This window comes from Roseimicrobium sp. ORNL1, assembly GCF_011044495.1.
GTDB lineage: Bacteria > Verrucomicrobiota > Verrucomicrobiia > Verrucomicrobiales > Verrucomicrobiaceae > Roseimicrobium.
In genome coordinates this window covers 883,799-905,547 of sequence record NZ_CP049143.1, presented here as the reverse complement: position 1 = coordinate 905,547, position 21,749 = coordinate 883,799, and the positions used below count along the sequence as shown (strand labels likewise).

The window sequence follows — 21,749 nt, the reverse complement described above, 5'->3', positions numbered from 1 at the left end:
TGCTGCTTCGCTGCTTTGCGTTTAACCTTTCGACTTACTCCACCCGCACCTCAGCCCAGTAGCCGAATTCCCAGGCCCAGCCGGTGGCGGCGCCTTCGAGTTGGATCGTGACTTCCTGGCCGGCGAATTCGCTCAAGTCCGCCGTCACGGTCTTCCAGCGTTCGCCGTCGTGATCGATGACCTGCTTCTTCACTTCCTTGCCGTTCACCTTCACGCGCAGTTCCCAGTCGCCTTGATCATGTGCCGCGACGGTGGCCGTCAGCGCATGTGGCTTGCCGGCCTCCAGCTTCATCGTCCGCTCCAGCACCGTGGGCTTGTCCTTGGCGAAGGGATGCATGAGCAGCACATTCTTGCGGCCGTGGAAATCGGAGAGTTTCACAGGCGTGCGTTCGAAATCAGGAGCACTGACCTTCCACTGGGGATTCCACAAGGACACGCTTTCCCAGTCCGGCTTATACCACGACGCAACGGGCTTCTTCGCAGCTTCGCCACCTTCCACGCCCTTGCTCAGCATCTCCTTCTTTTCCTTCGTGAGCGGACCTTCTTCCGGCGGAGCGAGCACGTACCAGATGAGATTGCGGAACTGCTCATCCGGCAACTGACCGAAACCCGCAGGCATGAGGCTCTGGTGGGTGTTCTCCAGCTTCACCAGCTGATCACGCGGCACGATTTGCTCGGCACCACCGGCAGCGAGGAGCTTGATGTGAGCCGGCGTGTCTTCCACCAGACGGCCAGCGAGGGTGCGGCCATCCTTTGTGGTGGCAATCATGTTCTCATAGCCGTTGCCGATGATCTGATTGGGATCGATCACGTTGGCGAGGATCGCATCCAGATTGCTGCGACCGCTGCCGATGAGATCTGGCCCCACCTTCTGGCCACCCCCGTGGAAGGGATGGCAGATGGCACAGGTGGCCTGGAACATGAGCTTGCCCTGCTCCAGATCCGGTGTGCCTTCGAGCGCCATTTTCTTCTTGTCAGCAATCAAGGTTTTCACATCCGCGGATGATTCCTTCCAGGCACCGAGCACACGGAAGGCCTGGTCACGCACCGCCTTGTCACCATTCGTGGCCAGCGCACGACGCACGGGAACGGGGAACTCAGCACTGCTGACCTTCTTCTCTTCAACCGCGGTGAGCATCAGTTTCGCCCAATCGACACGCCCCGAGAGCGCCTCCAGCGCGGCAAGACGGACGGAGAAGTCCTTGGACGCCGCCAGCGAAACCAGCACGGGAGGGAACATATCGCCACCCAGGTCCGCCGCCGCACGAATGCCTTCCACGCTCACAGCGGCAGGGAGCTTTTCACCCAACAACTTGGCCAACCCGGCACGCACCGCATCCGTCTTCACGCGACGCAGCGTCTTGATGGCCTGCAAACGCTCCGGCGTCGGCGTTGCCTCATTCACGGCAGAGGCGATGAGCGCGTTGGTGGCTTCCACATCACCCCACAGCACCGCAAGCTGCTCGGCCTGTTTGCGCACATCCGCGTTATCGTTCTTTCGCCACACGGCGAGTTGTTTGGTAATGTCCTTCTTGGGTTTGATGACCCCCGATTCCTGCCCTTTCACGAGACCATCCAAGGCGTGTGCCAGGAGGACGGCCTCACTTTGGATGGATTCGCAGAACTTGACCGCGACATCGAGTTGCTCCGCATCGCGGGTATCGCAGAGCCGCCGCATCGCTTTGTAGGCAAGCACGTGACTCAGCGGCTGGGTGCTCTTTGCAAGGCTGAAGATACCGTCCATGGCCTCTTCCGAATCTTCTGCCAGCCCACGCTCAAGAACCATCCAGATGCCATGCTTCAGGAGGCCGTCTGAGCTGTTCGCACTGGTCTCAAGCACGTCACCCAGTCGATTCCAAGGCCGGACCAGAGGCCTCCAGTGCGCTCCGTCGTGAGCATTGGGACGGTTCGCCGTGAGGGCGCCAGATGCCGCCATGCGCAAAGCCACGGTCACGGCGAAGCGCACCGCCATGTCAGGATCCTTTCCGAGCAGTTCCACACGATCCATGTCGGGCAGCATGCCTTCGAAGGCCTTATGCTCCGCCTTGGTACTCTTGAGCACATCGCCATCCGCCACGGCGGCCACATGCTGGCTGGCGAGGCGGAATCGCTCGCCGCTCAGTCGAGCGACCCACGCGCGGATGCTGGCGTCAGCATCCTTCACCGTCTCATCCAGCAGTGCAGCATCCAGCAGTCCGCACTGATGCAGCGTGCACAGGGCATCAAATCGCAGACGTGCGTCCGATGATTTCGCCATGGTCACCAGTGCCCCCTTGGCCTGCTCATCCTTGCGCTCAGCGAGCATGCGCCGGGCGAGGCGACGCATCCAGCTATTGGAATGTTCCAATAGCTTCACCAGGTCCGCCGTCCCGAGCTTCTGGAGATCCATGTCCTGCTTTTCGCGCGTCTCCGGCTTGGCCCCCTTCGTCACCACGCGCCACACACGACCACGTGCGCGGTCCACCCCTTCCGGGTTTGCCTTGGCATTCTGGTAGCAAGGATACTTGTCGCACCAGTCCATGATCCACAGGTTGCCATCCGGTCCGGTCTGCGTGCTCACGGGGCGGAACCAGCCGTCATTGGCGCGGAGGAAGTCGCGCACGGGCTCTGCTTTGAAGGAGGCGCCCACCGGGGTCACTACTTCCTCATGGATCGCATTGTCATGGATGTTCCCGATGAACAAGTGCCCATGCGTGTCCTTCGGGTATACCCCACCCTGATAGATCTGGATACCGGCATAGGCCGCACGGAAGTGCTTGTGCTTCACGATGCTCGGTAGCAGCTCATACGCATACGGATTCTCCGGTGCGCCACCCTGCCGCACATAGATGCCACCCGGTGCCATGTGGAAGAGGTGATCAATCACACAGGCGCTCACGAAGAAGTTCCCTCGTGGATCGAAGTCACAACCCCACGGATTGCTGGTGCCATCGGCGAAGACCTCGAACTCACCCGTAAGCGGTTTGCAGCGACCGATGCCGGCATCGAACTTGAAGCCCTTCTCCGCGGGCTCGCCGGGACGGCGCACTTTCGAGTTCGTGAAAACACCGTGTGTCATGTAGAGCCAGCCGTCCGGGCCCCAGGAGAAGCTGTTGATCAATTCATGCGTATCCTCGCGACCGAACCCTGTGAGCACCACGCGCCATTCGTCCGGCTTGTCATCACCATCGGTGTCCTTGAAATGGAGCAGGTGTGGCTGCTGGCCGATGTACACGCCACCATCACCGCAGATGATGCCGCAGGCCATGTCCAGCCCCTGCAGGAAAACCGTGCGCTTGTCCGCCACGCCGTCGTTGTCCGTGTCTTCCAGGATGAGCACACGGTCGCGGGGAATCTTGCCATCTGCCTCCTTCTGCTCGCCTTTGCAGATGTCCGGCACGGGGTGGTAGTTGCTGTCATTGGCGGGCTGGCCGAAGGGTCGCTTGTCCACGGGAAGCGGTGTGCCTTCCGGATACTCATAGAGCTCCACCACCCAGAGGCGGCCGCGGTGATCCCACGTCATCGCCACAGGATTCTGCACCATAGGTTCGTGCGCAAAGCAACGCACCTCATACCCATCCGGCACGGTCATCTTCTTGCGCGCCTCCTCCGGACTCGGACATTCGGTCTGGGCGGGAGCACGGACGCCCTCCAGTTCCTTGGGCGCGGCGGAAATCGAATAGAGCGGGACAAGTCCCAGCCCGAGGGCGATTACGGAACGAAGCTTGAGTGTGAAAATAGAAGAGGACAGCCAGCGAAAGCAGGTCATGACGTGCGAGAGGGTTGGGACCGGATGGAAGCTACAAAATGCTACGGGAAACAGCCCGGCAACTGGCGGACAATCTTTGTAAGAAATCGGACATCACGCCCGACCGCGCCTACTCTCACGGTGAAGTTCTTGCACAACGGGCCGCTTTCCTCCATGCTTTGCCCCCCATGCAGAAGAAGCCAGCTGTCAAAATCAACAAGCCGCCGATCCTCTTTGCGCAAACGCAGAAGATCATCACCAAGATCGAGAAGAAGCTCGACGGCGCGTTCATCGCCTACTGGAGCAGCGGCAACGGCAGCGTGTGTCACAACGACGTGGCCGCCTTCTTCGAAGTGCTCAAGGAAATCGGGCCGCAGAAGAAGCTGTATCTCTTCATCAAATCCAACGGCGGCAATGGCCAGGCAGCCCTGCGTATTGTGAACCTGCTGCGCCGACACACAGACCGCATCACGGCGCTCGTCCCGCTGGAGTGCGCCAGCGCTGCCACCATGATGGCCCTCGGCGCGGATGAGATCCACATGGGACCGCTGGCTTACCTGACCGCGGTGGATACCTCACTCACGCACGCGCTTTCTCCGGTGGACCGTAATAACTATGCCGTCTCCGTGAGCCAGGACGAACTGAATCGTGTGCTCCGCCTCTGGCGCGAATCCGCCTCCGACCAGACGACGGACAGCAATCCCTACAAGAACCTGTACGAGCACGTGCATCCGCTCGTCTTCGGCGCGATCGACCGTGCGAGTTCCCTCTCCATCAAGATCTGTGAGGAAATCCTGAGCTACCATCTCAAGGATCCGAAGGAACGCGAACGCATCAGCAAGCACCTGAACTCCGCCTACCCCAGCCATGGTTATCCGATCATGCTGAAGGAGGCCCAGCGCGTGGGACTGAAGGTGAAGGAGCTGGACGCCGACCTGAACGACCTGCTCATCGACCTGAACGAGCTCTACTCAGAAATGGGCCAGCAGGCCATCACGGACTACGACGAGCTCAACTACCACGACCACGAGATCCTCAACATCATCGAAGGTCGCGGCGCTGCGTTCAATTACCAGAACGACAAGGACTGGCACTACCGCAAGGAAGAGCGCCGCTGGGTGCCCCTCAATGACCAGAGCGCGTGGAATCGCATCAAGCTTCTGGCCGGCAAGATGGTCACCAAGCGCTTCCACATCCGCTAAAGCGACATGGGCGGAGGGCCACGGCTTGGGAACGGCGCATCCGGGCCTGAGGCGCGGTCCGCTTCTCGTGCGTGGGCAGTGGTCCTCCTCATGGGGGCGGCGCTTCTCGCAAGTTGCAAGCCCGCCGCGCCGCCACCCGAGGCAAAACTCACCGTCAACAACATCACCATTTCCCGCGAGGAGGTGGCTCGCGAACTGCGCGATCTGTTGTGGAGACGCAGCCTGCCCTGGGAATCGCAGGACGAACCGACGAAGGAGAACCTGCGGCGTGAAGCGATCGATGCGCTCATCGAAAAGCGGCTCATCTCCGACTTCGCAACGAAGGCACCGCATGCCGCCGTCATCCCGCCACCCGATGCGGAGGCGGCCTTTCAGCAGTTCATCCGGCAATTCGAGCCGCCTGACCACTGGAAGCAGCGCATGGAACTGCAGGGCCTGACCGAGCCCCAGCTTCGCGAGAAAATCACGGCGGACCTCGCCCAGACACGCGCCATCGAATCGTGGCTAAAGAGCCAGCGCGCCGCCAGCGCCGGACAACTCGGCGAAAGTGCCGCCCAGGAATGGTTCGCCAAGAACCGCGAATCCCTGCGCCTCCCGGAGCGCATTCGTGCCTCTCACATCTTCCTGACCGCGCACGACGCAGAAAAGCCCGACCGCACGGCGGAGATGGACCTAATACGGCAGCAACTCGCCGCAGGCACCGCCACCTTTCCCCAGCTCGCCGCGAAATTCTCCGAGGATGACCGCAGCAAGAAAATCGGCGGCGATCTTGGCTGGTTCTCCCGGGAGAGGGTTCCGGAGGATTTTGCCACCGCCATCTTCAGCCAACCTGTGGGAAAGCCCAGTCCCGTCTTCCGCACGCGGCTCGGCTGGCACATCGCCCTCGTGCAGGAGAAAAAGGCCTCCCGTCTCCCCGAGTTCGCCGAGGTGAAGGAGGAAGTCGTGGCCATGCTGCAGAACCAGTGGCGCATCACCGCCGTCGACCGCTTGCGCAACGAACTGCGTGCTGCCGCCACGATTCAGGAGGAGCCCGATTTTGCGAAGGGCCTCGATCCAGCGCCGTGGGATGGCGTGGCGAAATAAATGAGGCCCATCTCCCTTTGCGCGTCGCGAGGGAGCGCGTAGTTTGTCCTTATGTCTGGCAGTGGCAGCAAGAGTCTGACCGTGGGCGTGATTGGCCTCGGCATCATCGGGAGCCGTGTGGCGGAGTGTCTTCGCCGGGCACGGCATGATGTGTTTGTGTGGAACCGCACCTCGCGTGCGGAGCCGAATTTCCTCTCCTCCCCTGCCGAAGTGGCGGAGGTTGCGCAGTACATCCAGATTTTTGTGCGAGATGGCGAGGCGCTGGTGGAAGTGCTGAAAGACATGCAGCCCGCCTTAAAAAAGACGCATGTCATCTGCGCGCACACCACGGCAAGCCCGCTGGCCATGCGCCAGGCTTTTGCCCTCGCAGACGACATTGGCGCCGGCTTCGTTGATGCTCCTTTCACGGGGAGCAAGGCAGCCGCGGAAAAGGGCGAGCTGGTGTACTACCTCTCGGGCAACGAACGCGAACAGGAAAAGGCCAAACCCTTCCTGGAAGCCAGCTCCAAGAAGATCCTGAACTTCGGCATGAAGGTGGGCGATGCCACGGTCTTGAAGATCGCCACCAATCTCGTCAGCGCAAACATCGTCCAGGCCTTGGCCGAGGCCCTCGCCATCACCCAGGCGCAAGGCATCGAGGGCTCACAACTGCTCGAGGCGTTTCAGAATAATGCCAACTGTTCGCCTCTGGTCACCATGAAGCTCCCGGCCATGATCGCCGGTGCATACGAGCCCCATTTCTCGCTGAAAAACATGCTGAAGGACGGTCGCTACGCCCAGGAGCTGGCGAAGGACAAGAGTATCCTCGCCCCGGCTCTCGCCGCCACTGTCGCCGCCATGGAGCAGGCGGAGCGCGCAGGCAGAGGTGAGCAGGACTACTCGGTAATCTTCGAGAATCTGCAGACTTCGACCCTCTCGTCGGACAGTTCGACCCGGCCGGAGTCCAGGCCTGTGGCCGTGAAGAAACAGACCCGCATCACCCTCAAAGCCTCCACCTTCGATACGGAGGGCGACGACGGTGAAGGCGACGTCGAGGTGGAAGAGCCCAAGAAAACCGGCGCGAATGGGGACTAGCCGACAGCATCTTCCCTCATGACTCCGGAACAGTACCAGCGCCTTGAAACCCAGGGCGGAGTCGCAGACCTCTCTTCCCGTGCCAAATTCACCCTCTCCGGCACGGACCGGGTGAGGTACCTCAATGGGCAGGTCACCAACGAAGTGCGGAACGCCTCTGGCCAGGCCGCCATCTACGCCTGCGTCACCAATGCCAAGGGCCGCATCGAGGGGGATGTCTTCATCCACGGCTCCGGAGAAAATGGCGCACAAGACCTCCTCTTCCTCGACGCCGAGGAGGGGCTGCGGGAACACCTGGCCGCACGGCTGGAGCGCTACATCGTAGCAGATGATGTGGAATTCCGCGACGTAACCGAAGACTGGAGCCTCTGGCACTTCTTTGGTCCCGCTGTGGAAGTGGCGAAAAAGTTGCAGCTTCCCGAAGGCTCCGCGCGCCTCGATGCCACCCGTTTGGGAGTACCGGGCGTGGATGTGTGGCTGCCATCCACCTCCGACACCGCTCCCACCTTCCCGGCAGACGTCCCCGCAGTGTCCGCAGAAGAGTGGGAAACCCTCCGCATCCTGAAGGCGGTGCCCCGCTGGCCGAACGAGATCAGTAATGAGGCCTTCCCTCAAGAGGCCGGGCTGGAGGGCCGGGCCATGAGCTTCACCAAGGGGTGCTACATTGGCCAAGAAATCCTCTCCCGTATCAAGCTCACGGGCAAGATGCCCCGCCGCCTGGTGACCTTCCAGCTCGGCGACGTCCCCGTGGACGCCCCGGCGCCGGAGCTCTGGACCCTTTTTGACGGTACCCAGGAGCCGCCCAAGGCTGTCGGCAATGTCACCAGCATCGCCCGCCATCCCGTGCTTGACCGCCTCGTGGGCCTTGCGTATGTGCGTGCCGGATTGGAGGCGGGGGATTCGCTATTGCTTGGCAGCGAAGAACCGCCTAGAATCTTTGCCAAGGTTGACATTTCCCCTACATGAACTGGAAAAATCTTTTGCTCGCCGCTTTTGGCATCACCGCCATTGGCTTGCTTTCCTCGTGCACTGGATTCGAAACCGCGAGCAGCGGTGAAGTCATTCGCAATCCCTCCGTGGACGACATGGATCGTCTCCACGAGCAGTGGGGCATGCAGAGGCGCCAGGTGAAGCCACGCTACCGCCCCGCCATGCCGAGCGACTTCATGAATGAGTCGTCGTCGCGCTCTACCGGCGCGCCGGATTCCACTCCCGCCGCAGCGCCCGCCCCTGCTCTGCAGGAGCCCGCTCCTGAGCCCATCCCCTCGCCGACTCCTGCTCCCGAAGTCCCCGCTCCTCCGACCACGCCTGCACCTCCCATTCCAGACACCTTGCGCTAGTTCACCCTCGGGTGCGCCTCTCCGCCTGCCTGCCTGAATTTGCGACTCAACACGCCATCAATCATGAAGTTGTCCCGTTGCTGCCTGACCCTCGCCGCTCTGTTTACAGCGGTCTCACTCCAAGCCCAAAGCCAGGCCCAGTCCCAGTCCGCTCCCACGCCGAAAACCGACACGGGCTCCCCGAGGAGCACCGTCTCCGGAGCCTCCGACGCGGTGGGTCCCACATCGGTAGGCGCCACCAAGAAGAGCACCAGCTCCTCCAAGCCCGTAAGCGCCACCAAGAAGGACGCTGCCGCCGCAGCCAAGCCCACCAAGGAGCAGCTCAATGAAGTCCATACCGTGGCCGTGATGGTCGTGGAATTCGGTGGTGAGGAACACCAGATCATGTTCGAGCTTCTCGGCAAGGACGCTCCGCAGACGGTCCAGAACTTTGTGAGCAACGTGGAAAAGGGCATCTACCCCGGCATGGCCTTCCACCGCGCCGTGGATGACTATCTCGTTCAGACCGGCGACCCCGTGAGCAAGGACAATGAGGCTCGCGACAACTGGGGCCTCAGCCAGGAGTACACCATTCCGGGCGAATTCAAGCTTCCCCACGTCACCGGTGCCGTGGCCATGGCCCGTCGCGGTGATAAGCTGAACCCCAAGCGCCAGAGCGATGGCACCCAGTTCTACTTCGTGCTTGGCAACATGTCCGCTCTGAACGGCCAGTACACCGTGTTCGGTCAGGTGTTTTCCGGCCTCGATGCCCTGAAGAAACTCTCCCGGGTGGCGACTGATTCCAATGACACTCCGCTGGAGCGTGTGGAGATCAAGAGCCTGAAAATCACGGAGCAGAAGGGACCGCTGGTCAGCCTGAACAGCAAAGGAAAGAAGAGCATCATCAAGAGCGAAGCCGGCATGAACGGCCTTGAGAAGTTCATTTACCGCGTGTGGTAATCTCCAGGCGCATCTCTCTAGCTCTTTAGTCCAGTAAAAGGGCGCCTCTCGGGGCGCCCTTTTTCATTCCACGCATCGTGACGGTTTTTCCAGAGAGATTGAAAGGTTCCGGTAAGTACATGGTGAACGCCTCCATCCGCTGCTTGCTTTTTTTGATTGCCTGAAGCTATCGCCCTCCACATCATGAGAGTCATGCACGCCTCACCGCGCGAAGCCAACTTGCTCCCACAGGTTCCGCGCACTCACCGTGGGGCTGCGTGCACGCAGGCATCTGACCTTTTCCATCATCACATCGCATGAGCCAAAATCGCTACGAAGTCCTTGGAAAAATTGCCGAAGGTGGCCTCGGCAGCGTCTACAAGGCGTACGACAGAAACCTTCGCCGTGAAGTCGCCCTGAAACGGGTGCGAGCAGACACCCCGGAGGAGGCGGACCGTCAGGCGGATCAATTGTTTGAGGAGGCTCGCACGATTTCCACACTGCAGCATCCCCACATCGTCACCGTCTTCGACGTGGGCAAGGATGTGGAAGGCGCCTACATCGTGATGGAGTTGCTCAAGGGGGAAACTCTTGAGGACATCATCCAGCGTGGCGCGCTCAATGAAGGTGACTTCCGGGAACTCGTCGCCCAATCCCTGGAAGGCATGATCGCCGCTCATGCCACCGGCCTGATTCACCTGGATATCAAGCCGCAGAACTTCATGGTCATCTGGCTGCCGAGCGGCAAATTCCAGATCAAGATCCTGGACTTCGGTCTCGCGAAGATCGCGCACCAGCCCCACATTCAGGAGGTGGATGCGGATGGCTCGATTCTGGGCAGCATCTATTTCATGGCGCCCGAGCAGTTTGAGCGCTCGCCCGTGGACGCCCGCACGGACCTGTATTCGCTGGGTTGCGTCTATTACTTCGCCCTCACCCAGCAGTACCCCTTCCAGGGAGAGACCGCTCCGGAAGTGATGGCCAGCCACCTTTACCACAGTCGCGTGCCACTGGACCAGATCCGGCCGGATCTGCCGCGGGCACTCACCGCCTGGGTGGAGTGGCTGATGATGCGCGATCCCAATGAGCGTCCCGTTCTTGCCAGCCAGGCCTTCGAATGGTTCCAGGCCGGACAGGTGCCCAACATGCCGGCGGATCAGCCCTTCACCGACGATGGCACCGTGGCCATGGCTGTGCAGGAGGACGAAGAATACATTGCCGAAGCCCTGCCGGAGGAAGATGGCGGCCAGTCGCATACTTCGTCCCAGTCCGTTCCCCGGTACGTTCGACCAGGCAGCGGCACCGCTTCGGGTCCCCTGCGTCCCGTCGCGCCGCGCCCCACGCGACCGGTCGCTCGCACTCCTTCCGGTGCGGTAGGTGCGCGGCCAGCTCCACGGCCGTTGATTCGCCCGGTGAACATCGCCGCGGCCATGGCTCCGGAGCATCTGCGGCACAAGGAGCCGCTGCCGAAGTGGCTCACTCTCTGGACCCCGATCGGCGTCGCCGTCCTCGTGGTCGGCTTCCTTGCTTTCAACTTCATCTCCACCGCCCGCGAGCAAAGTCGCTTCGATGCCCTGGTGGCCATGGAAAAGCCACAGGGATCCGTCAGTGACGTGAATCTCCTTCTCAAATTCCTGGAGGAACCCGGCACCAGCCCCCAGGCCGGTGAAGCCCTCAAGAAACTGGAAGGCAGCGACACGATCAATACGCTCATCTCCCGCCACGTGTCGTCAGCCAAGTCTGACCTCGCACGCAAGAACCTGGCCCTGGCGATTGCGGCCCGTGGGGTGACAGAAGCGGCGGAACCATTGATTCGCCAGCTCCCCAAAGTGCAGGACCGCGAGGCCCGCATCGCCATCTGGCAGGCCCTGTCGCGCATCGCTGCTCCCATCCATGTGCCTGACATGCTGACCAACCTGAAAGGCGGGGATTCCAATGAGCTCAAAGCAGCTGAGAACGCCCTGGTCTACGCAGCAGCCCAGGAGCCAAATGCAGACAACGCCAGCAGCCCCATCCTGCAGGCCTTCCGCAGTAATACCGGTGACGACGATGTGCGCGCCACCTACATCCGGGTGCTGAGCAGGCTCGGAGGCCGGGACTCCCTCAAGGACGTCACAACCGCGCTGGAGAACACCAATCCCCAGATTCGCAACTCGGCGGCCATCTCCCTGGCAGACTGGCCGAATGCGGAACCCATCCCCGCGCTCAAGGAATTCATTCCCAATGCGAAGGATCCCTACATCCGCACGAATGCCATCAACAGCCTCGGCACCCTCGCCGCGCTTTCGGGTGAGACTCCGCAGGAAGAAATTGCACAGGCGCTCATCACCGCCCGCAGCAATACGAAGGACAGTCGCGAACTCAGCGCCATCCTGAGCGCCTTGGAGCGCGTGGCCTCGCCTGAAGCTCGTGACTACCTCCAGCAGGTGGCCACCACGGAACCCCGCAGCAAGCAACAGGCAGAAGCTGCTGTGAAAAAGATCACTGCCCTTCTGGAAAACGAAGTACCGATCACTGGAAGTGCCACCGTGCTCCCCGTGGAGAAGGCAGTGCTCACCCCCGGACCGCTCAAGGTACAGGACGGCGCCATCACCAACTGGTTCGGCCTCGCCGACCAGGTGAGCTGGCTTGTGAAAGTGGAACAGCCGGGTGAATACGAAGTGCAGATCAGCCAGGCCTACCCCGGCACCAAGCCAGGCCTGTACACGGTCAGCTTCGGCAGCAAGCTCTTCCCCCGCCAGGTGGAAATCTCACCCCAACCGAAGAACATCTCCCTCGGCAGGGCACGCATTCCCGTTCCCGGCCACTACCGCCTCTGGATCCGCCCCAAGCAAATCGCTCCGGGAGACCAGCTCATGCGCGTAGACAAGATGGTGCTCACGAAGACAGGGAGTTAGTTTGACCTGCGCGTCTCTTCCAAGGTCGCTTCGGTGAGTTCACCGGGGCGACCTAGAAACGCAAAGCGGCAGTAAGGAGCGCGGCCTTTCCAGGCCGCCTCGTACCATTCACGAACGGACGTGCCCAACCAAAAACGGGCTCACCAAGCGGGCTGGAAAGCCCGCGCTCCCTTCCGACGTCGCATCCATCTTCCGGCATGAGCACAAACCTGCGCGTCTCTGCCGCCTCCGCTACGAGACGTGAGCACGCCCATGCGCGCTCACCATCCCAACAGCCCTCCCCCTTCGCTCCTCTGCGTCCTTTTGCCTCTCTGCCCCTTTGCGGTTAACCGGAAACGTCCCCGCAGCGAGCCACAACGCGCTCTAAACCTTACGCAATCGCCGCATACACGCGGTGCACATCCGCGTGGCCATCGAGCGATTGCAGGAAATTGGTCACTTCCTCGCGCTGGGCATCCGTGAGTGGCGGGCACTCCTTGGGATGGTAGTGCAGCTCTGAAGTCGTCACGATCCAGCCGGCGCTCTTCAGCGCCTTGGTCACCGCATCGAGCTTCGTGGTCGGGCAGAAGAAGCGTGCACCGATGTGATGGGACAGCTCCTCGTCATCCAGTTCCAGCGGCTCCACATTGTCCGCGTCCGCTTCGAGCGCGGCGGTTTCAATGTCCGTGGAGGTATCGGGATGGTGCGCCTCCACCAGTCCGCAATGCTCAAACATCCAACCGACTGAACCCGGGGTGCCCAGGTTACCCGCCTTGAAGAGCATTTTGATTTCCGTCGAGGTGCGGTTGTTGTTGTCCGTCAGGCACTCGACAATCACCGGCACACGATGCGGGGTGAAACCTTCGTAAACGACCGTGTGGTACTGCACCGCGTCCGCCCCGGTACCGGAGCCCTTGGCGATGGCACGCTCAATGGTGTCGCGCGTGACACTCTGCTTCTTGGCCACGGCGATGGCGGCCGCGAGGCGCGCATTGAACTCCGGGTTGGGGCCACCCAACTTGGTGGCCACCTGGATTTCACGCGTCAGCTTGCCGACAATCTTGCCCTTCTGGTCTGCCGCCAGTTCACGCCATTTCTGTTTCCATTGTGCACCCATGGAGAATCGTCTGTCTTTGGTTCTGGATTCGGAGCTCGGGCAGCCGCCTCACGCCTTGGCGGTCGGCTGCTGCTGGGAGATACAATGGATCGCCCCGCCTTCGAATACAAGATCACTCGCCAGGATGCCGATCACCTCGCGGCCGGGGAAGCAGTCGCGGATGATGCCCAGGGCCTTGTTATCATTGCGCTTCTGGCCAAAAATCGGCACCAGCACGGCTCCGTTGATGATGAGGAAGTTCGCATAGCTCGCCGGCAGGCGGTCCAGGCGCCAGTTCTTCTTCGGGCGCAGCGGCTCGGGCATTTCGATGGTGAGCACTTCCACGCGGCTGCCGTCCTCCGTGCGGAGGTCCTGCAGGCGCTCGCGATTCTCTTCCAGAATCTTGTAGTTCGGATCCGAGTCGCGCTTTTCCACCACGGTCAGCACGGCGTCTTCGCGGATGAAGCGCGTGATGTCATCGATGTGACCGTCCGTGTCATCGCCCTCGATGCCGCTGCCCAGCCAGAAGATGGAGGACACGCCGAGGTTCTTTTTAATCTCGTCTTCGATCTGCTTCTTCGACCAGTCCGGATTACGGTTCTTGTTCAGCAGGACCGCTTCGGTGGTGATGAGCACGCCGGCGCCGTTCACTTCGATGGAGCCGCCTTCGAGAATCATGTCCGATGCAACACGGGGCAATTTGAACGCTTCCGCAACGCGTGCAGGCACCTGGTTGTCCAGGTCGAATGGCGGGAACTTGCCACCCCAGGCGTTGAATCCCCAGTCGGTGATGGTGAGCGCACCCGACGCACGGTCCTTCACGAAGATGGGGCCGTGGTCGCGGCACCACACATCATTCGTGGGATGGTCGAACAGTTCCACCATGCTCAAGTCCCCCTCGTGATCCGCGATGTGCAGGCGGATGCTGTGGTGCGCGATGGCGGGTGCATTGATGCGCACCTTTTCAAAGCGCGAGATGTCTGCTGCGATTTCACCGAACTTGTCCTGCAGCACTTCGTGCGTGCGCGGAGCGCTATCGGGATTACACGGCCAGGAAAGCCACACGGCCTCTTGAGGAGACCATTCGGCAGGCATGTAGTGAGGACTGGGGGAGGCTTTGCTCATGAAGAATTACTGAGGAGACGAGGGGACGTTTTGAGTGCGAAAAGACGCACCCATTTCGTTCCGCAGAAACGAGATGGACTCAATCAGATTCTCGTTTCAAAATCGCGTCGTGAAATGCAGGCGAACATTGACATTGGGAATGTGCGTGATCGCTGGGATGGGTTCATGGCTTGAACTTCATCCGTCTTGCTTGTCTATTTCTGAAGGTTCTCGCCCTCTCGTCCTCTGCAGGTAAGCGTGAGGCAAGGGATGTGAAAGTAGTGCCGAAGGCCCTGGACTGCGTGCAGCCCTGCTGCCGCTTTCCTCAAGTGCAGCCTGCTGCACGTTCCACCGCGACGAAGTCGCCAAGCTTTTCTGAACGCGTCACGCTATAAGCGAGTGTCGCCATCGCCACAGCAGGCTGTGGACTCTGGAAAGCGGCAGCAGGGCTGCACGCAGTCCAGGGACGCTGCGCGTCACAACGTCCGGATCTGTCGGGTAGTTATCCTTCTACTAGGTGAGCCAAGATGGTAGCACGCTAGAAGACACTTCAACGGCACCACTCACCCATCATCCCGCCACCGCTTCGTGAGGTCGCTGTACGAATCGATGCGGCGATCGCGGAAGAAAGGCCAGATGCGGCGGAAGTCCTCCATGGCCTTGATGTCACAGGGCACCATGAGAATCTCCTCATCACTGGGTGACGCCTTGGCGACAATCTCACCATAGGGATTCGCCACAAACGACTGGCCCCAGAACTCGGTCTCCTCCTCCACGCCCACGCGGTTCACGGCGGCGACGTAGCATCCGTTCGCCACGGCATGACCGCGCTGCACGGTTTCCCAGGCGGTGTGCTGGGCCTTGCCAAGCTCGGCCTTCTCGCTCTTCAGCCAGCCGATGGCGGTAGGATAAAAAAGAATCTGCGCACCGCTCATGGCGGTGAGGCGGGCCGCTTCCGGGTACCACTGGTCCCAGCACACGAGCACGCCGAGGCGGCCACGCTTCGTGTCCCACACCTTGTAACCCAGGTCGCCGGGCGTGAAGTAGAACTTCTCATTGAATCCGGGATCCTCGGGGATGTGCATCTTGCGGAACTTGCCCATGTACTCTCCATCTGCATCGATGATGGCGGCGGTGTTGTGATACAGGCCGATGGCACGCTTCTCAAACATGGAGGCGATGATCACCACGCCGAGTTCACGCGCGAGATCGCCCAACTGCTTCGTGGTGTCACCGGGAATGGGATCCGCGAGATCAAAGAGCGCGGTCTCCTCACGCTTGCAGAAGTAGGGCGTGAGGAAGAGTTCCTGCAGACACACCACGTGCGCGCCGCGCTTCGCGGCTTCGCGGATCAAGGCGATGTGCCGGCGGAGGTTGTCCGCCTTGTCCTCGGTGGCATGCGTCTGGATGAGGCCAAGATTGATGATGCTGCTCATGAATTATGGATGGACCCAATGTGGTACGATGCAAATGGAAGGCTGGAGAACTTCTGTTTCATAGGCATAATGCGCGCGATGAAAGTCCCCTGCCGCCCGCTTGTCCTTTTCACCGGCCTCCTCGCTGCGCTGCTCCTGACCCAGTGCGCGGACACGAAGCACCGCATGGTGGTGAGCGTGGCCCAGCAGCGCATCGCCGTTTTTAGCGAGGGAAAACCCATTGCCGTGTTTCCCGTGAGCACGTCCAAGTTCGGCCTTGGGGACTATCCCGGCTCCAACTTCACCCCGCTGGGCCGCTTCAAGATCGCGAAGAAAGTCGGTGATGGCCTGCCTCCCGGCGCCAAGCTGAAGGACCGCCGGTTCACCGGTGAGATCGTCCCGGTAAATGCCCCGGGCCGCGACCCGATTGTGAGCCGCATCCTGTGGTTGAAGGGCATGGAGCCGCAAAACGCCCGCGCCTACGACCGCTACATCTACATCCACGGCACGGCGGAGGAACGCACCCTCGGCACCCCTGCCAGCTACGGTTGCGTCCGCATGGCTTCACGGGATGTGATCTGGCTGTACGACGTGGTGGGCAAAGGCGCCCGTGTGGACATTCTCCCCGGGCCGCTGCCGCCGGTGAATGCCCTGCCCAGGTAACTCTGCCATCTTCCTTCTCAGGGATCTCGTGATAGCTCCCACTCACTCACCCGCAGCTTCGTGACCTGCGCGCGGGAGTTGTCGGCTTCAAACGACAAGCCCAACGTCCCTGGCTGCGCAGGAACTCGTGCAGCCAGGGAATACGCTCCGTGGACGAAACACTCAACCATGCCCTGCTCCACGAAGAGCTTCACTTGAACAGGCTTCGCTGCTGGCAATTCCACTGGCAACTCGCTCCAGCATTCGCCGGCAGGATCCAGAATGCGGATCTGATCGCGCTTCAAGAGGACCTTGCCGAGCGGAGCGATGTTCATCCGTATTTCATCACCTCCCTCAGGCAGGGTGACAGCGAATTCCACGGCAAGCCGCTGCCAGTTCTCTTCGATGGTATGGGCCTGCTTACCCATCGTGAAATCCGGCTTCTCAACCCACGGCAGCTTCTTGAAGGTTTCCGCGACATTGGCTGGTAGCCTCGTGCCCAAGCGACCATCGGGCAGCACGTGCACTTCTCGTGGCAGGGCAAGATGACCGCCCCAATGCTGCTTTCCCGGCTTCGATGGTTTGAGGGGAATCCAGCCAAACAGCACCGGCATTTCGCCATCAAAGTCAATCTGCGCGGCGCACAAGTCTTTGCCATCGAGTTGGCCCTCGGGCTTTGATTTCCACGGACCCAAGGGTGACTCACTGCACCAGTACACCGGCGGTCCCACGGCGCGGTCATAGATGCTGGTCAGCAGAATCCAACGCCCACCGAGGCGGAACATCTGCGGGACCTCCGGCTCGCCGATGTTGCCCGGATCCAGGATGGGTCCGTGGTCCTTCCACACCTTCAGATCCGGCGAGGTCGCCAGGCTCACGGCTCCCGCAGTCTCCTTGGGCCGGTCCTTTATCCAGGTGGTCATCACGCATCCCCACTGCTTCATTTCCGGAATCCAGAAGACGAAGGGATCACGCCGGCGCTGGTAGTAGCCCGCCGGGGGAACGCTGAAGTCCCGGGGCGCGCAATCCCAATGCCGCAGGTCGTTGCTGGTGGAGCTGACCATTCGCCCCTCCGCGTGACCGTAGAAACTGCGGAACACGCCGGGCTCGGGACCACGAAACACACCCAGCACGAAGTAGGGCCGCATCCAATCCTCCGGCTTCACCTCGCCATGGGTGAGGGGGACCTCGGACCACTGCAGCCAGTCGCTCGAGGTGGAGATGGCGAGGGCGGCCTCATATTTCCCCGGCTTCAGGTAGTAAAGATGACAACGGCCCTCATGAAAGAAGGGGTGCACGTCTCCGAGGGCATGGTCCTTCGGCTTGAAATGCCACTGGGCGGTGCCTTCCTGTGCGGGCAAAGGGCACGAAACCAGGAACAGACCCGCCAGAAGGAACCACAAACACATCATCGTGCGTTCACTACGTCGATGCCGGCCCACTGTTCGCGGCAAATGTGACGTCTTTGCGGCCTGCCCGAGGGGCTGCGCCGTATCCCCTCTTTCCGCTTGCGCAGGGGGGCCGAAAGGCCTTGGTTGCCTGCCCTCTTTACCCCACCCCTGCCATGCCCGAAGACAAGAAAGATACCGCCTCCATGGAAAAGCTCGTGAGCCTCTGCAAGCGCCGCGGCTTCATCTACCAGTCGAGCGAGATCTACGGCGGTATCGCGGGCTTCTGGGACTACGGCCCCCTGGGTTCGGAACTCAAGCGCAATCTGCGCGATACCTGGTGGCGCGCCATGACCCGTGAACGTGAAGATGTGGTCGGCCTCGACGCCACCATCATCATGCACCCCAACATCTGGAAGGCGAGCGGTCACGTGGATACCTTCAGCGACCCGATGAGCGACTGCCTTCTGACCAAGAAGCGCTTCCGCTCCGACCACGTCGATCTCCAGAGCGGCATGGTGTATCGCTTCACCGGCGCGACCGGTGCTGAGGACACGAAGAGCGATGTCCCCTTTGCCGTGCTCGCCCCCCAGGGCAAGCCGCGTGAGTCCGCGCTGAAAATCGCGAAGCTCTTTTACGAGCAGCGCGGTGTGAAGTCCCCGGAACCGACCGGCGGAGAGACCGGCGAGAAGGTGGAGAACACCCGTGCCTTCAACCCCGAGAACGGCGCGCAGCTCACCGAGCCGCGCCCCTTCAACTTGATGTTCCGCACCTTCGTGGGTCCGACCGCCACGGACGCGGATGTCGCCTATCTTCGTCCCGAAACCGCACAGGCCATCTTCGCGCAGTTCAGGAACGTGGTGGACAGCTCCCGCGTGAAGGTGCCCTTCGGCATCTGCCAGATCGGAAAGGCCTTCCGCAACGAAGTGACCCCGAAGAACTTCACCTTCCGCTCGCGTGAGTTCGAGCAGATGGAACTCGAGTTCTTCATCAAGCCGGACGAAGCGATTGAAATCCTCACCGGCGCTCCTGCACAGCCTTGGACTGAAGGCGCCGACCTCTCCGAGCCGCAGCCGAACTGGGGCTGGGACCTGTGGCACCGCTATTGGGTCGCCCAGCGCACCGAGTATTACAATTCCATCGGTCTCGGCACCGATGTGCTCGACTACTACACGCAGTCGGCGGACGACCTCGCGCACTACGCGCGTGCCTGCACGGACATCCTCTTCAAGTTCCCGTTCGGCACGGATGAACTGGAAGGCGTTGCCGCTCGTGGTGAATTCGACCTCAGCCAGCACCAGAAGCACAGTGGCAAGCCGCAGGAATACTTCGATGATGAACTGAAAGCCGCCGCTGCCAAGCTGACCGACGAGCAGAAGGAAGCTCTCATCCAGAAGCGCATCGCCGCCGAGCAGGCCAAGACCAAGGGCACACCACTCACCGAAGCAGAAGTGCGCACGTGGTTCGACCGCCTCTTCAAGGGCTTCTATGTGCCCCACGTCATCGAACCCTCCGCCGGTCTCGACCGCCTCGCGCTTGCCGTGCTGGCGAATGCTTTCTTGGAGACCGAGAAGGTCGATGAAAAGGGGAAGAAGGAAGTCATCACCGTGATGCGCCTGCATCCCCGCATCGCCCCCATCAAGGTGGGTGTGTTCCCGCTGCTGAAAAACAAGCCTGAACTCGTGGGCAAGGCTCGCGAAGTCTACGATCTGCTCAAGAAGCACATGAACTGTTTCTACGATGAGACAGCCAGCATCGGTCGCCGCTACGCCAGGCAGGACGAGGCAGGCACGCCTTTCGGTGTGACCATCGACTTCGACACCCTCGGCGAAAAAGGTGACGAACTGAAGGACACCGTCACCGTGCGCGAGCGTGACAGCAACGCCCAGCACCGCATCAAGATCAGCGAGCTCCTCGGCTGGCTGATCGAGCGCGTGCGGTAGGTCCTACTGCGAAGAACAGTCCCCTACACTTCGCTCGGGCACATGGGTCCTGGGAGCGCTGGCCTCTGGCCGGCTGCCCTTGGACGTTCTACGCCTCAGACGGTTGACGACACCATTGCATCTCCGGATGGTCATGCACCTCCGCGATGACGCCCCCCTTCCCCGAACTCGACTGGCATGAGCCTCTGCCGCTGCACGGCTGGTTCCTCGTCGCGCCGTCGCGTCAGTTGAAGCGTGGCGCGGTCACCACCTTCGACCTGTCCGACCTGTCTCTCGTGGTGTTTCGCGGAGAAGACGACGTCGTGCGCGCCGTGCAAGCCCACTGCCCGCACATGGGCACGCATCTGGCCCACAGCTCCGTGCACGGGTCCTCGCTGCAATGTCCCCTGCACCACTGGCGTTTCGAATGCGGCAGCAGTGGCACCTCCCCTGGCTGCGCTGGCCCCGGAGCCTCCGCGCTCCTGCAGCCACGCCCCGCGCTCCACTCCTACGCCGTGCGGGAAGCCTGCGGTGCCATCTGGGTCACTCCGCGCTCCGAGTCCAGCGCCCAGCCCTTCCCCTTCTTCGACGGCGTCTCACCAGACTCGCTCGTGTACAAACAGGGCACGCCCGTCTTCCTCCGCTGTCCCTGGCAGGCCGTGGTGGCGAACGCTTTTGACCTCAATCATTTCCAGACCGTCCACGCCCGCGCCCTGCACGGCACCCCGACCATCGATGACCAAGGGCACCGCCTGGAGTTTCGCTATGTCTCCAAGGTGACCGGCGACGAATTGGCGGACCGCATCATGCGCAAGGTGTCCGGCAATTCCATCGATGTGACGATTCACTGCTGGGAGGGCTCGGTACTCACGGTGAAGACACGCACCCAGCGCCGGGAGACCTTCCTGTGGCTCAGCTTCCTCCCCGTGGAGGGCGGCACCGTGGTGAAACCCGTGTACGCCGTGCCTCGTGGGTCCGCACCCCTGCTGGCCCGGCTCCGCGTGCAGGTGGCCGGATGGCTTTTCCACGCGTTCCTGAAGAAGGATATCCGCATTTTGGAACGGATGCGCTTTTCTCCGAGGCTGACACCGGAGGAAGATCCGTATCTTTGCAAGTATTTGAGCTTTGCCGCACGCCAAGGCTCCGGTAGCATCCCCCAACCTCACTCCCCGCAGCCGCTATGATCCGCCTCGAGCTCCTCCTCACTCTGCTTACGCTGGCCTGCATCACCAGCCTCTCTGCCCAGCAACCCGCCGCCCCAGCGCCAGCTCCCACGCCTGCGCCGTCTGTCGCGCAACCCGTGGTAGACACTCCCCCCGCAGCCACCCCGGCTCCCGCGCCCGCTACACCAGCAGCACCCGGTGCGGCTCCAGCTGCTGCAGCACAGCCTACGCTCGAAAAACTCGCCGCGGAAAATCCCAACCATGAGCAGCTCCGTGTGCTGCGCGATGGCATCATGGACGCCATGAACCGCAAGGACATGGAAAGCCTCGTGAGCTTCCTGCATCCCTCGGTCGTCTTCACCACCATGAATGGCGACGTGGCCCGCGGTCGCCAGGGCATCCGCGAGTATTACAACAAGATGATGGTCGGCCCCAATCGTGTGGTCGACAGCGTGACGGTGAAGCTTATCGCCGATGAACTCACCGCCCTGTATCTGAATGACAGCATGGGCATCTGCCACGGCTCCACTCAGGATGTGTACACCCTGAAGGGTGGCCAGCGCCTGGACATCAATGCGCGCTGGACGGCCACCATGATCAAGGAGGACGGCAAGTGGCTCGTGGTCGCGATTCACTACTCCACCAACATGTTCGACAACCCCGTGCTCACCGCCGTGCAGAAGACGATGATGATGGTCGGCATGGGCTGCGCCGTCGTGGGTCTCCTGCTGGGAATGATGATTGGCCGGAAGACCGGCGGTCGTCGCTGAAACTTGAGCTTTGCCGCGTGTGACTTTAG

The 21,749-nt window shown here is 61.5% G+C and carries 16 protein-coding genes; 11 read left to right on the top strand and 5 right to left on the bottom strand.

Going from position 1 to position 21,749, the window contains the following annotated elements; translation table 11 throughout:
* Nucleotides 1-34: 34 nt before the first annotated feature.
* The gene (locus G5S37_RS03615) at nt 35-3,748 is read right to left on the bottom strand and encodes a PVC-type heme-binding CxxCH protein (RefSeq protein WP_165200934.1); all 3,714 of its coding nucleotides are present in this window, start codon (nt 3,746-3,748) and stop codon (nt 35-37) included.
* Between the two features lie 167 nt (nt 3,749-3,915).
* Here G5S37_RS03615 and G5S37_RS03610 point away from each other — a divergent pair, with 167 nt between their 5' ends.
* The 7 genes from G5S37_RS03610 (at nt 3,916) to G5S37_RS03580 (ending at nt 12,241) form a co-directional block, all read left to right on the top strand.
* Nucleotides 3,916-4,929 carry an ATP-dependent Clp protease proteolytic subunit gene (locus G5S37_RS03610; RefSeq protein ID WP_165200932.1) on the top strand — a complete coding sequence of 338 codons (1,014 nt, stop codon included), beginning with the start codon at nt 3,916-3,918 and terminating at the stop codon, nt 4,927-4,929.
* Between the two features lie 90 nt (nt 4,930-5,019).
* Complete coding sequence (locus G5S37_RS03605; RefSeq protein ID WP_165200930.1) at nt 5,020-6,012, top strand: peptidylprolyl isomerase; 993 nt, start codon at nt 5,020-5,022, stop codon at nt 6,010-6,012.
* A gap of 51 nt (nt 6,013-6,063) precedes the next feature.
* Nucleotides 6,064-7,086, top strand: coding sequence for an NAD(P)-dependent oxidoreductase (locus G5S37_RS03600; RefSeq protein WP_165200928.1), 1,023 nt, complete (start codon nt 6,064-6,066; stop codon nt 7,084-7,086).
* A gap of 18 nt (nt 7,087-7,104) precedes the next feature.
* The gene (locus G5S37_RS03595) at nt 7,105-8,052 is read left to right on the top strand and encodes a folate-binding protein YgfZ (protein ID WP_165200926.1); all 948 of its coding nucleotides are present in this window, start codon (nt 7,105-7,107) and stop codon (nt 8,050-8,052) included.
* Nucleotides 8,049-8,426, top strand: a complete 378-nt coding sequence (locus tag G5S37_RS32200) for a hypothetical protein (protein ID WP_206026294.1) — start codon at nt 8,049-8,051, stop codon at nt 8,424-8,426. Before G5S37_RS03595 ends, G5S37_RS32200 begins: the two co-directional genes overlap by 4 nt.
* A 63-nt stretch (nt 8,427-8,489) precedes the next feature.
* Nucleotides 8,490-9,365: a peptidylprolyl isomerase gene (locus G5S37_RS03585; protein ID WP_165200924.1), complete on the top strand. Its 876-nt coding sequence runs from the start codon at nt 8,490-8,492 to the stop codon at nt 9,363-9,365.
* 296 nt (nt 9,366-9,661) lie between these two features.
* Nucleotides 9,662-12,241 carry a protein kinase gene (locus tag G5S37_RS03580; protein ID WP_165200922.1) on the top strand — a complete coding sequence of 860 codons (2,580 nt, stop codon included), beginning with the start codon at nt 9,662-9,664 and terminating at the stop codon, nt 12,239-12,241.
* Nucleotides 12,242-12,611: 370 nt separating this feature from the next.
* Here G5S37_RS03580 and G5S37_RS03575 read toward each other — a convergent pair whose 3' ends face one another.
* The 3 genes from G5S37_RS03575 to G5S37_RS03565 all read right to left on the bottom strand — a co-directional run bounded on the left by G5S37_RS03575 (nt 12,612) and on the right by G5S37_RS03565 (nt 15,856).
* Complete coding sequence (locus G5S37_RS03575) at nt 12,612-13,337, bottom strand: YebC/PmpR family DNA-binding transcriptional regulator (RefSeq protein WP_165200920.1); 726 nt, start codon at nt 13,335-13,337, stop codon at nt 12,612-12,614.
* A gap of 48 nt (nt 13,338-13,385) precedes the next feature.
* On the bottom strand, nt 13,386-14,441 hold the full coding sequence (locus tag G5S37_RS03570; protein ID WP_165200918.1) for an agmatine deiminase family protein: 1,056 nt from the start codon (nt 14,439-14,441) through the stop codon (nt 13,386-13,388).
* 542 nt (nt 14,442-14,983) lie between these two features.
* Entirely contained in the window at nt 14,984-15,856 is an 873-nt protein-coding gene (locus G5S37_RS03565) for a carbon-nitrogen hydrolase (RefSeq protein WP_165200916.1), read from the bottom strand.
* 78 nt (nt 15,857-15,934) lie between these two features.
* Here G5S37_RS03565 and G5S37_RS03560 point away from each other — a divergent pair, with 78 nt between their 5' ends.
* Nucleotides 15,935-16,498: a L,D-transpeptidase gene (locus tag G5S37_RS03560; protein WP_165200915.1), complete on the top strand. Its 564-nt coding sequence runs from the start codon at nt 15,935-15,937 to the stop codon at nt 16,496-16,498.
* 17 nt (nt 16,499-16,515) lie between these two features.
* Here G5S37_RS03560 and G5S37_RS03555 read toward each other — a convergent pair whose 3' ends face one another.
* The gene (locus G5S37_RS03555; protein ID WP_165200913.1) at nt 16,516-17,838 is read right to left on the bottom strand and encodes a hypothetical protein; all 1,323 of its coding nucleotides are present in this window, start codon (nt 17,836-17,838) and stop codon (nt 16,516-16,518) included.
* Nucleotides 17,839-18,041: 203 nt separating this feature from the next.
* On the opposite strand from G5S37_RS03555, the gene G5S37_RS03550 reads away from it, so the two are divergent.
* The 3 genes from G5S37_RS03550 (at nt 18,042) to G5S37_RS03540 (ending at nt 21,720) form a co-directional block, all read left to right on the top strand.
* On the top strand, nt 18,042-19,808 hold the full coding sequence (locus G5S37_RS03550; protein WP_165200911.1) for a glycine--tRNA ligase: 1,767 nt from the start codon (nt 18,042-18,044) through the stop codon (nt 19,806-19,808).
* A gap of 146 nt (nt 19,809-19,954) precedes the next feature.
* Nucleotides 19,955-20,971: a Rieske 2Fe-2S domain-containing protein gene (locus tag G5S37_RS03545; protein WP_165200909.1), complete on the top strand. Its 1,017-nt coding sequence runs from the start codon at nt 19,955-19,957 to the stop codon at nt 20,969-20,971.
* Complete coding sequence (locus tag G5S37_RS03540; RefSeq protein ID WP_165200907.1) at nt 20,968-21,720, top strand: nuclear transport factor 2 family protein; 753 nt, start codon at nt 20,968-20,970, stop codon at nt 21,718-21,720. Before G5S37_RS03545 ends, G5S37_RS03540 begins: the two co-directional genes overlap by 4 nt.
* Nucleotides 21,721-21,749: the final 29 nt, after the last annotated feature.

Bases quoted from the DNA above. Each gene is read 5' to 3' on its own strand.
- G5S37_RS03550 (WP_165200911.1), top strand. From the start codon at position 18,042: ATGCCCGAAGACAAGAAAGATACCGCCTCCATGGAAAAGCTCGTGAGC.
- G5S37_RS03610 (WP_165200932.1), top strand. From the start codon at position 3,916: ATGCAGAAGAAGCCAGCTGTCAAAATCAACAAGCCGCCGATCCTCTTT.
- G5S37_RS03580 (WP_165200922.1), top strand. From the start codon at position 9,662: ATGAGCCAAAATCGCTACGAAGTCCTTGGAAAAATTGCCGAAGGTGGC.
- G5S37_RS03575 (WP_165200920.1), bottom strand. From the start codon at position 13,337: ATGGGTGCACAATGGAAACAGAAATGGCGTGAACTGGCGGCAGACCAG.
- G5S37_RS03615 (WP_165200934.1), bottom strand. From the start codon at position 3,748: ATGACCTGCTTTCGCTGGCTGTCCTCTTCTATTTTCACACTCAAGCTT.
- G5S37_RS03585 (WP_165200924.1), top strand. From the start codon at position 8,490: ATGAAGTTGTCCCGTTGCTGCCTGACCCTCGCCGCTCTGTTTACAGCG.
- G5S37_RS03545 (WP_165200909.1), top strand. From the start codon at position 19,955: ATGACGCCCCCCTTCCCCGAACTCGACTGGCATGAGCCTCTGCCGCTG.
- G5S37_RS03565 (WP_165200916.1), bottom strand. From the start codon at position 15,856: ATGAGCAGCATCATCAATCTTGGCCTCATCCAGACGCATGCCACCGAG.
- G5S37_RS03600 (WP_165200928.1), top strand. From the start codon at position 6,064: ATGTCTGGCAGTGGCAGCAAGAGTCTGACCGTGGGCGTGATTGGCCTC.
- G5S37_RS03570 (WP_165200918.1), bottom strand. From the start codon at position 14,441: ATGAGCAAAGCCTCCCCCAGTCCTCACTACATGCCTGCCGAATGGTCT.
- G5S37_RS03540 (WP_165200907.1), top strand. From the start codon at position 20,968: ATGATCCGCCTCGAGCTCCTCCTCACTCTGCTTACGCTGGCCTGCATC.
- G5S37_RS03605 (WP_165200930.1), top strand. From the start codon at position 5,020: ATGGGGGCGGCGCTTCTCGCAAGTTGCAAGCCCGCCGCGCCGCCACCC.
- G5S37_RS03595 (WP_165200926.1), top strand. From the start codon at position 7,105: ATGACTCCGGAACAGTACCAGCGCCTTGAAACCCAGGGCGGAGTCGCA.
- G5S37_RS03560 (WP_165200915.1), top strand. From the start codon at position 15,935: ATGAAAGTCCCCTGCCGCCCGCTTGTCCTTTTCACCGGCCTCCTCGCT.
- G5S37_RS32200 (WP_206026294.1), top strand. From the start codon at position 8,049: ATGAACTGGAAAAATCTTTTGCTCGCCGCTTTTGGCATCACCGCCATT.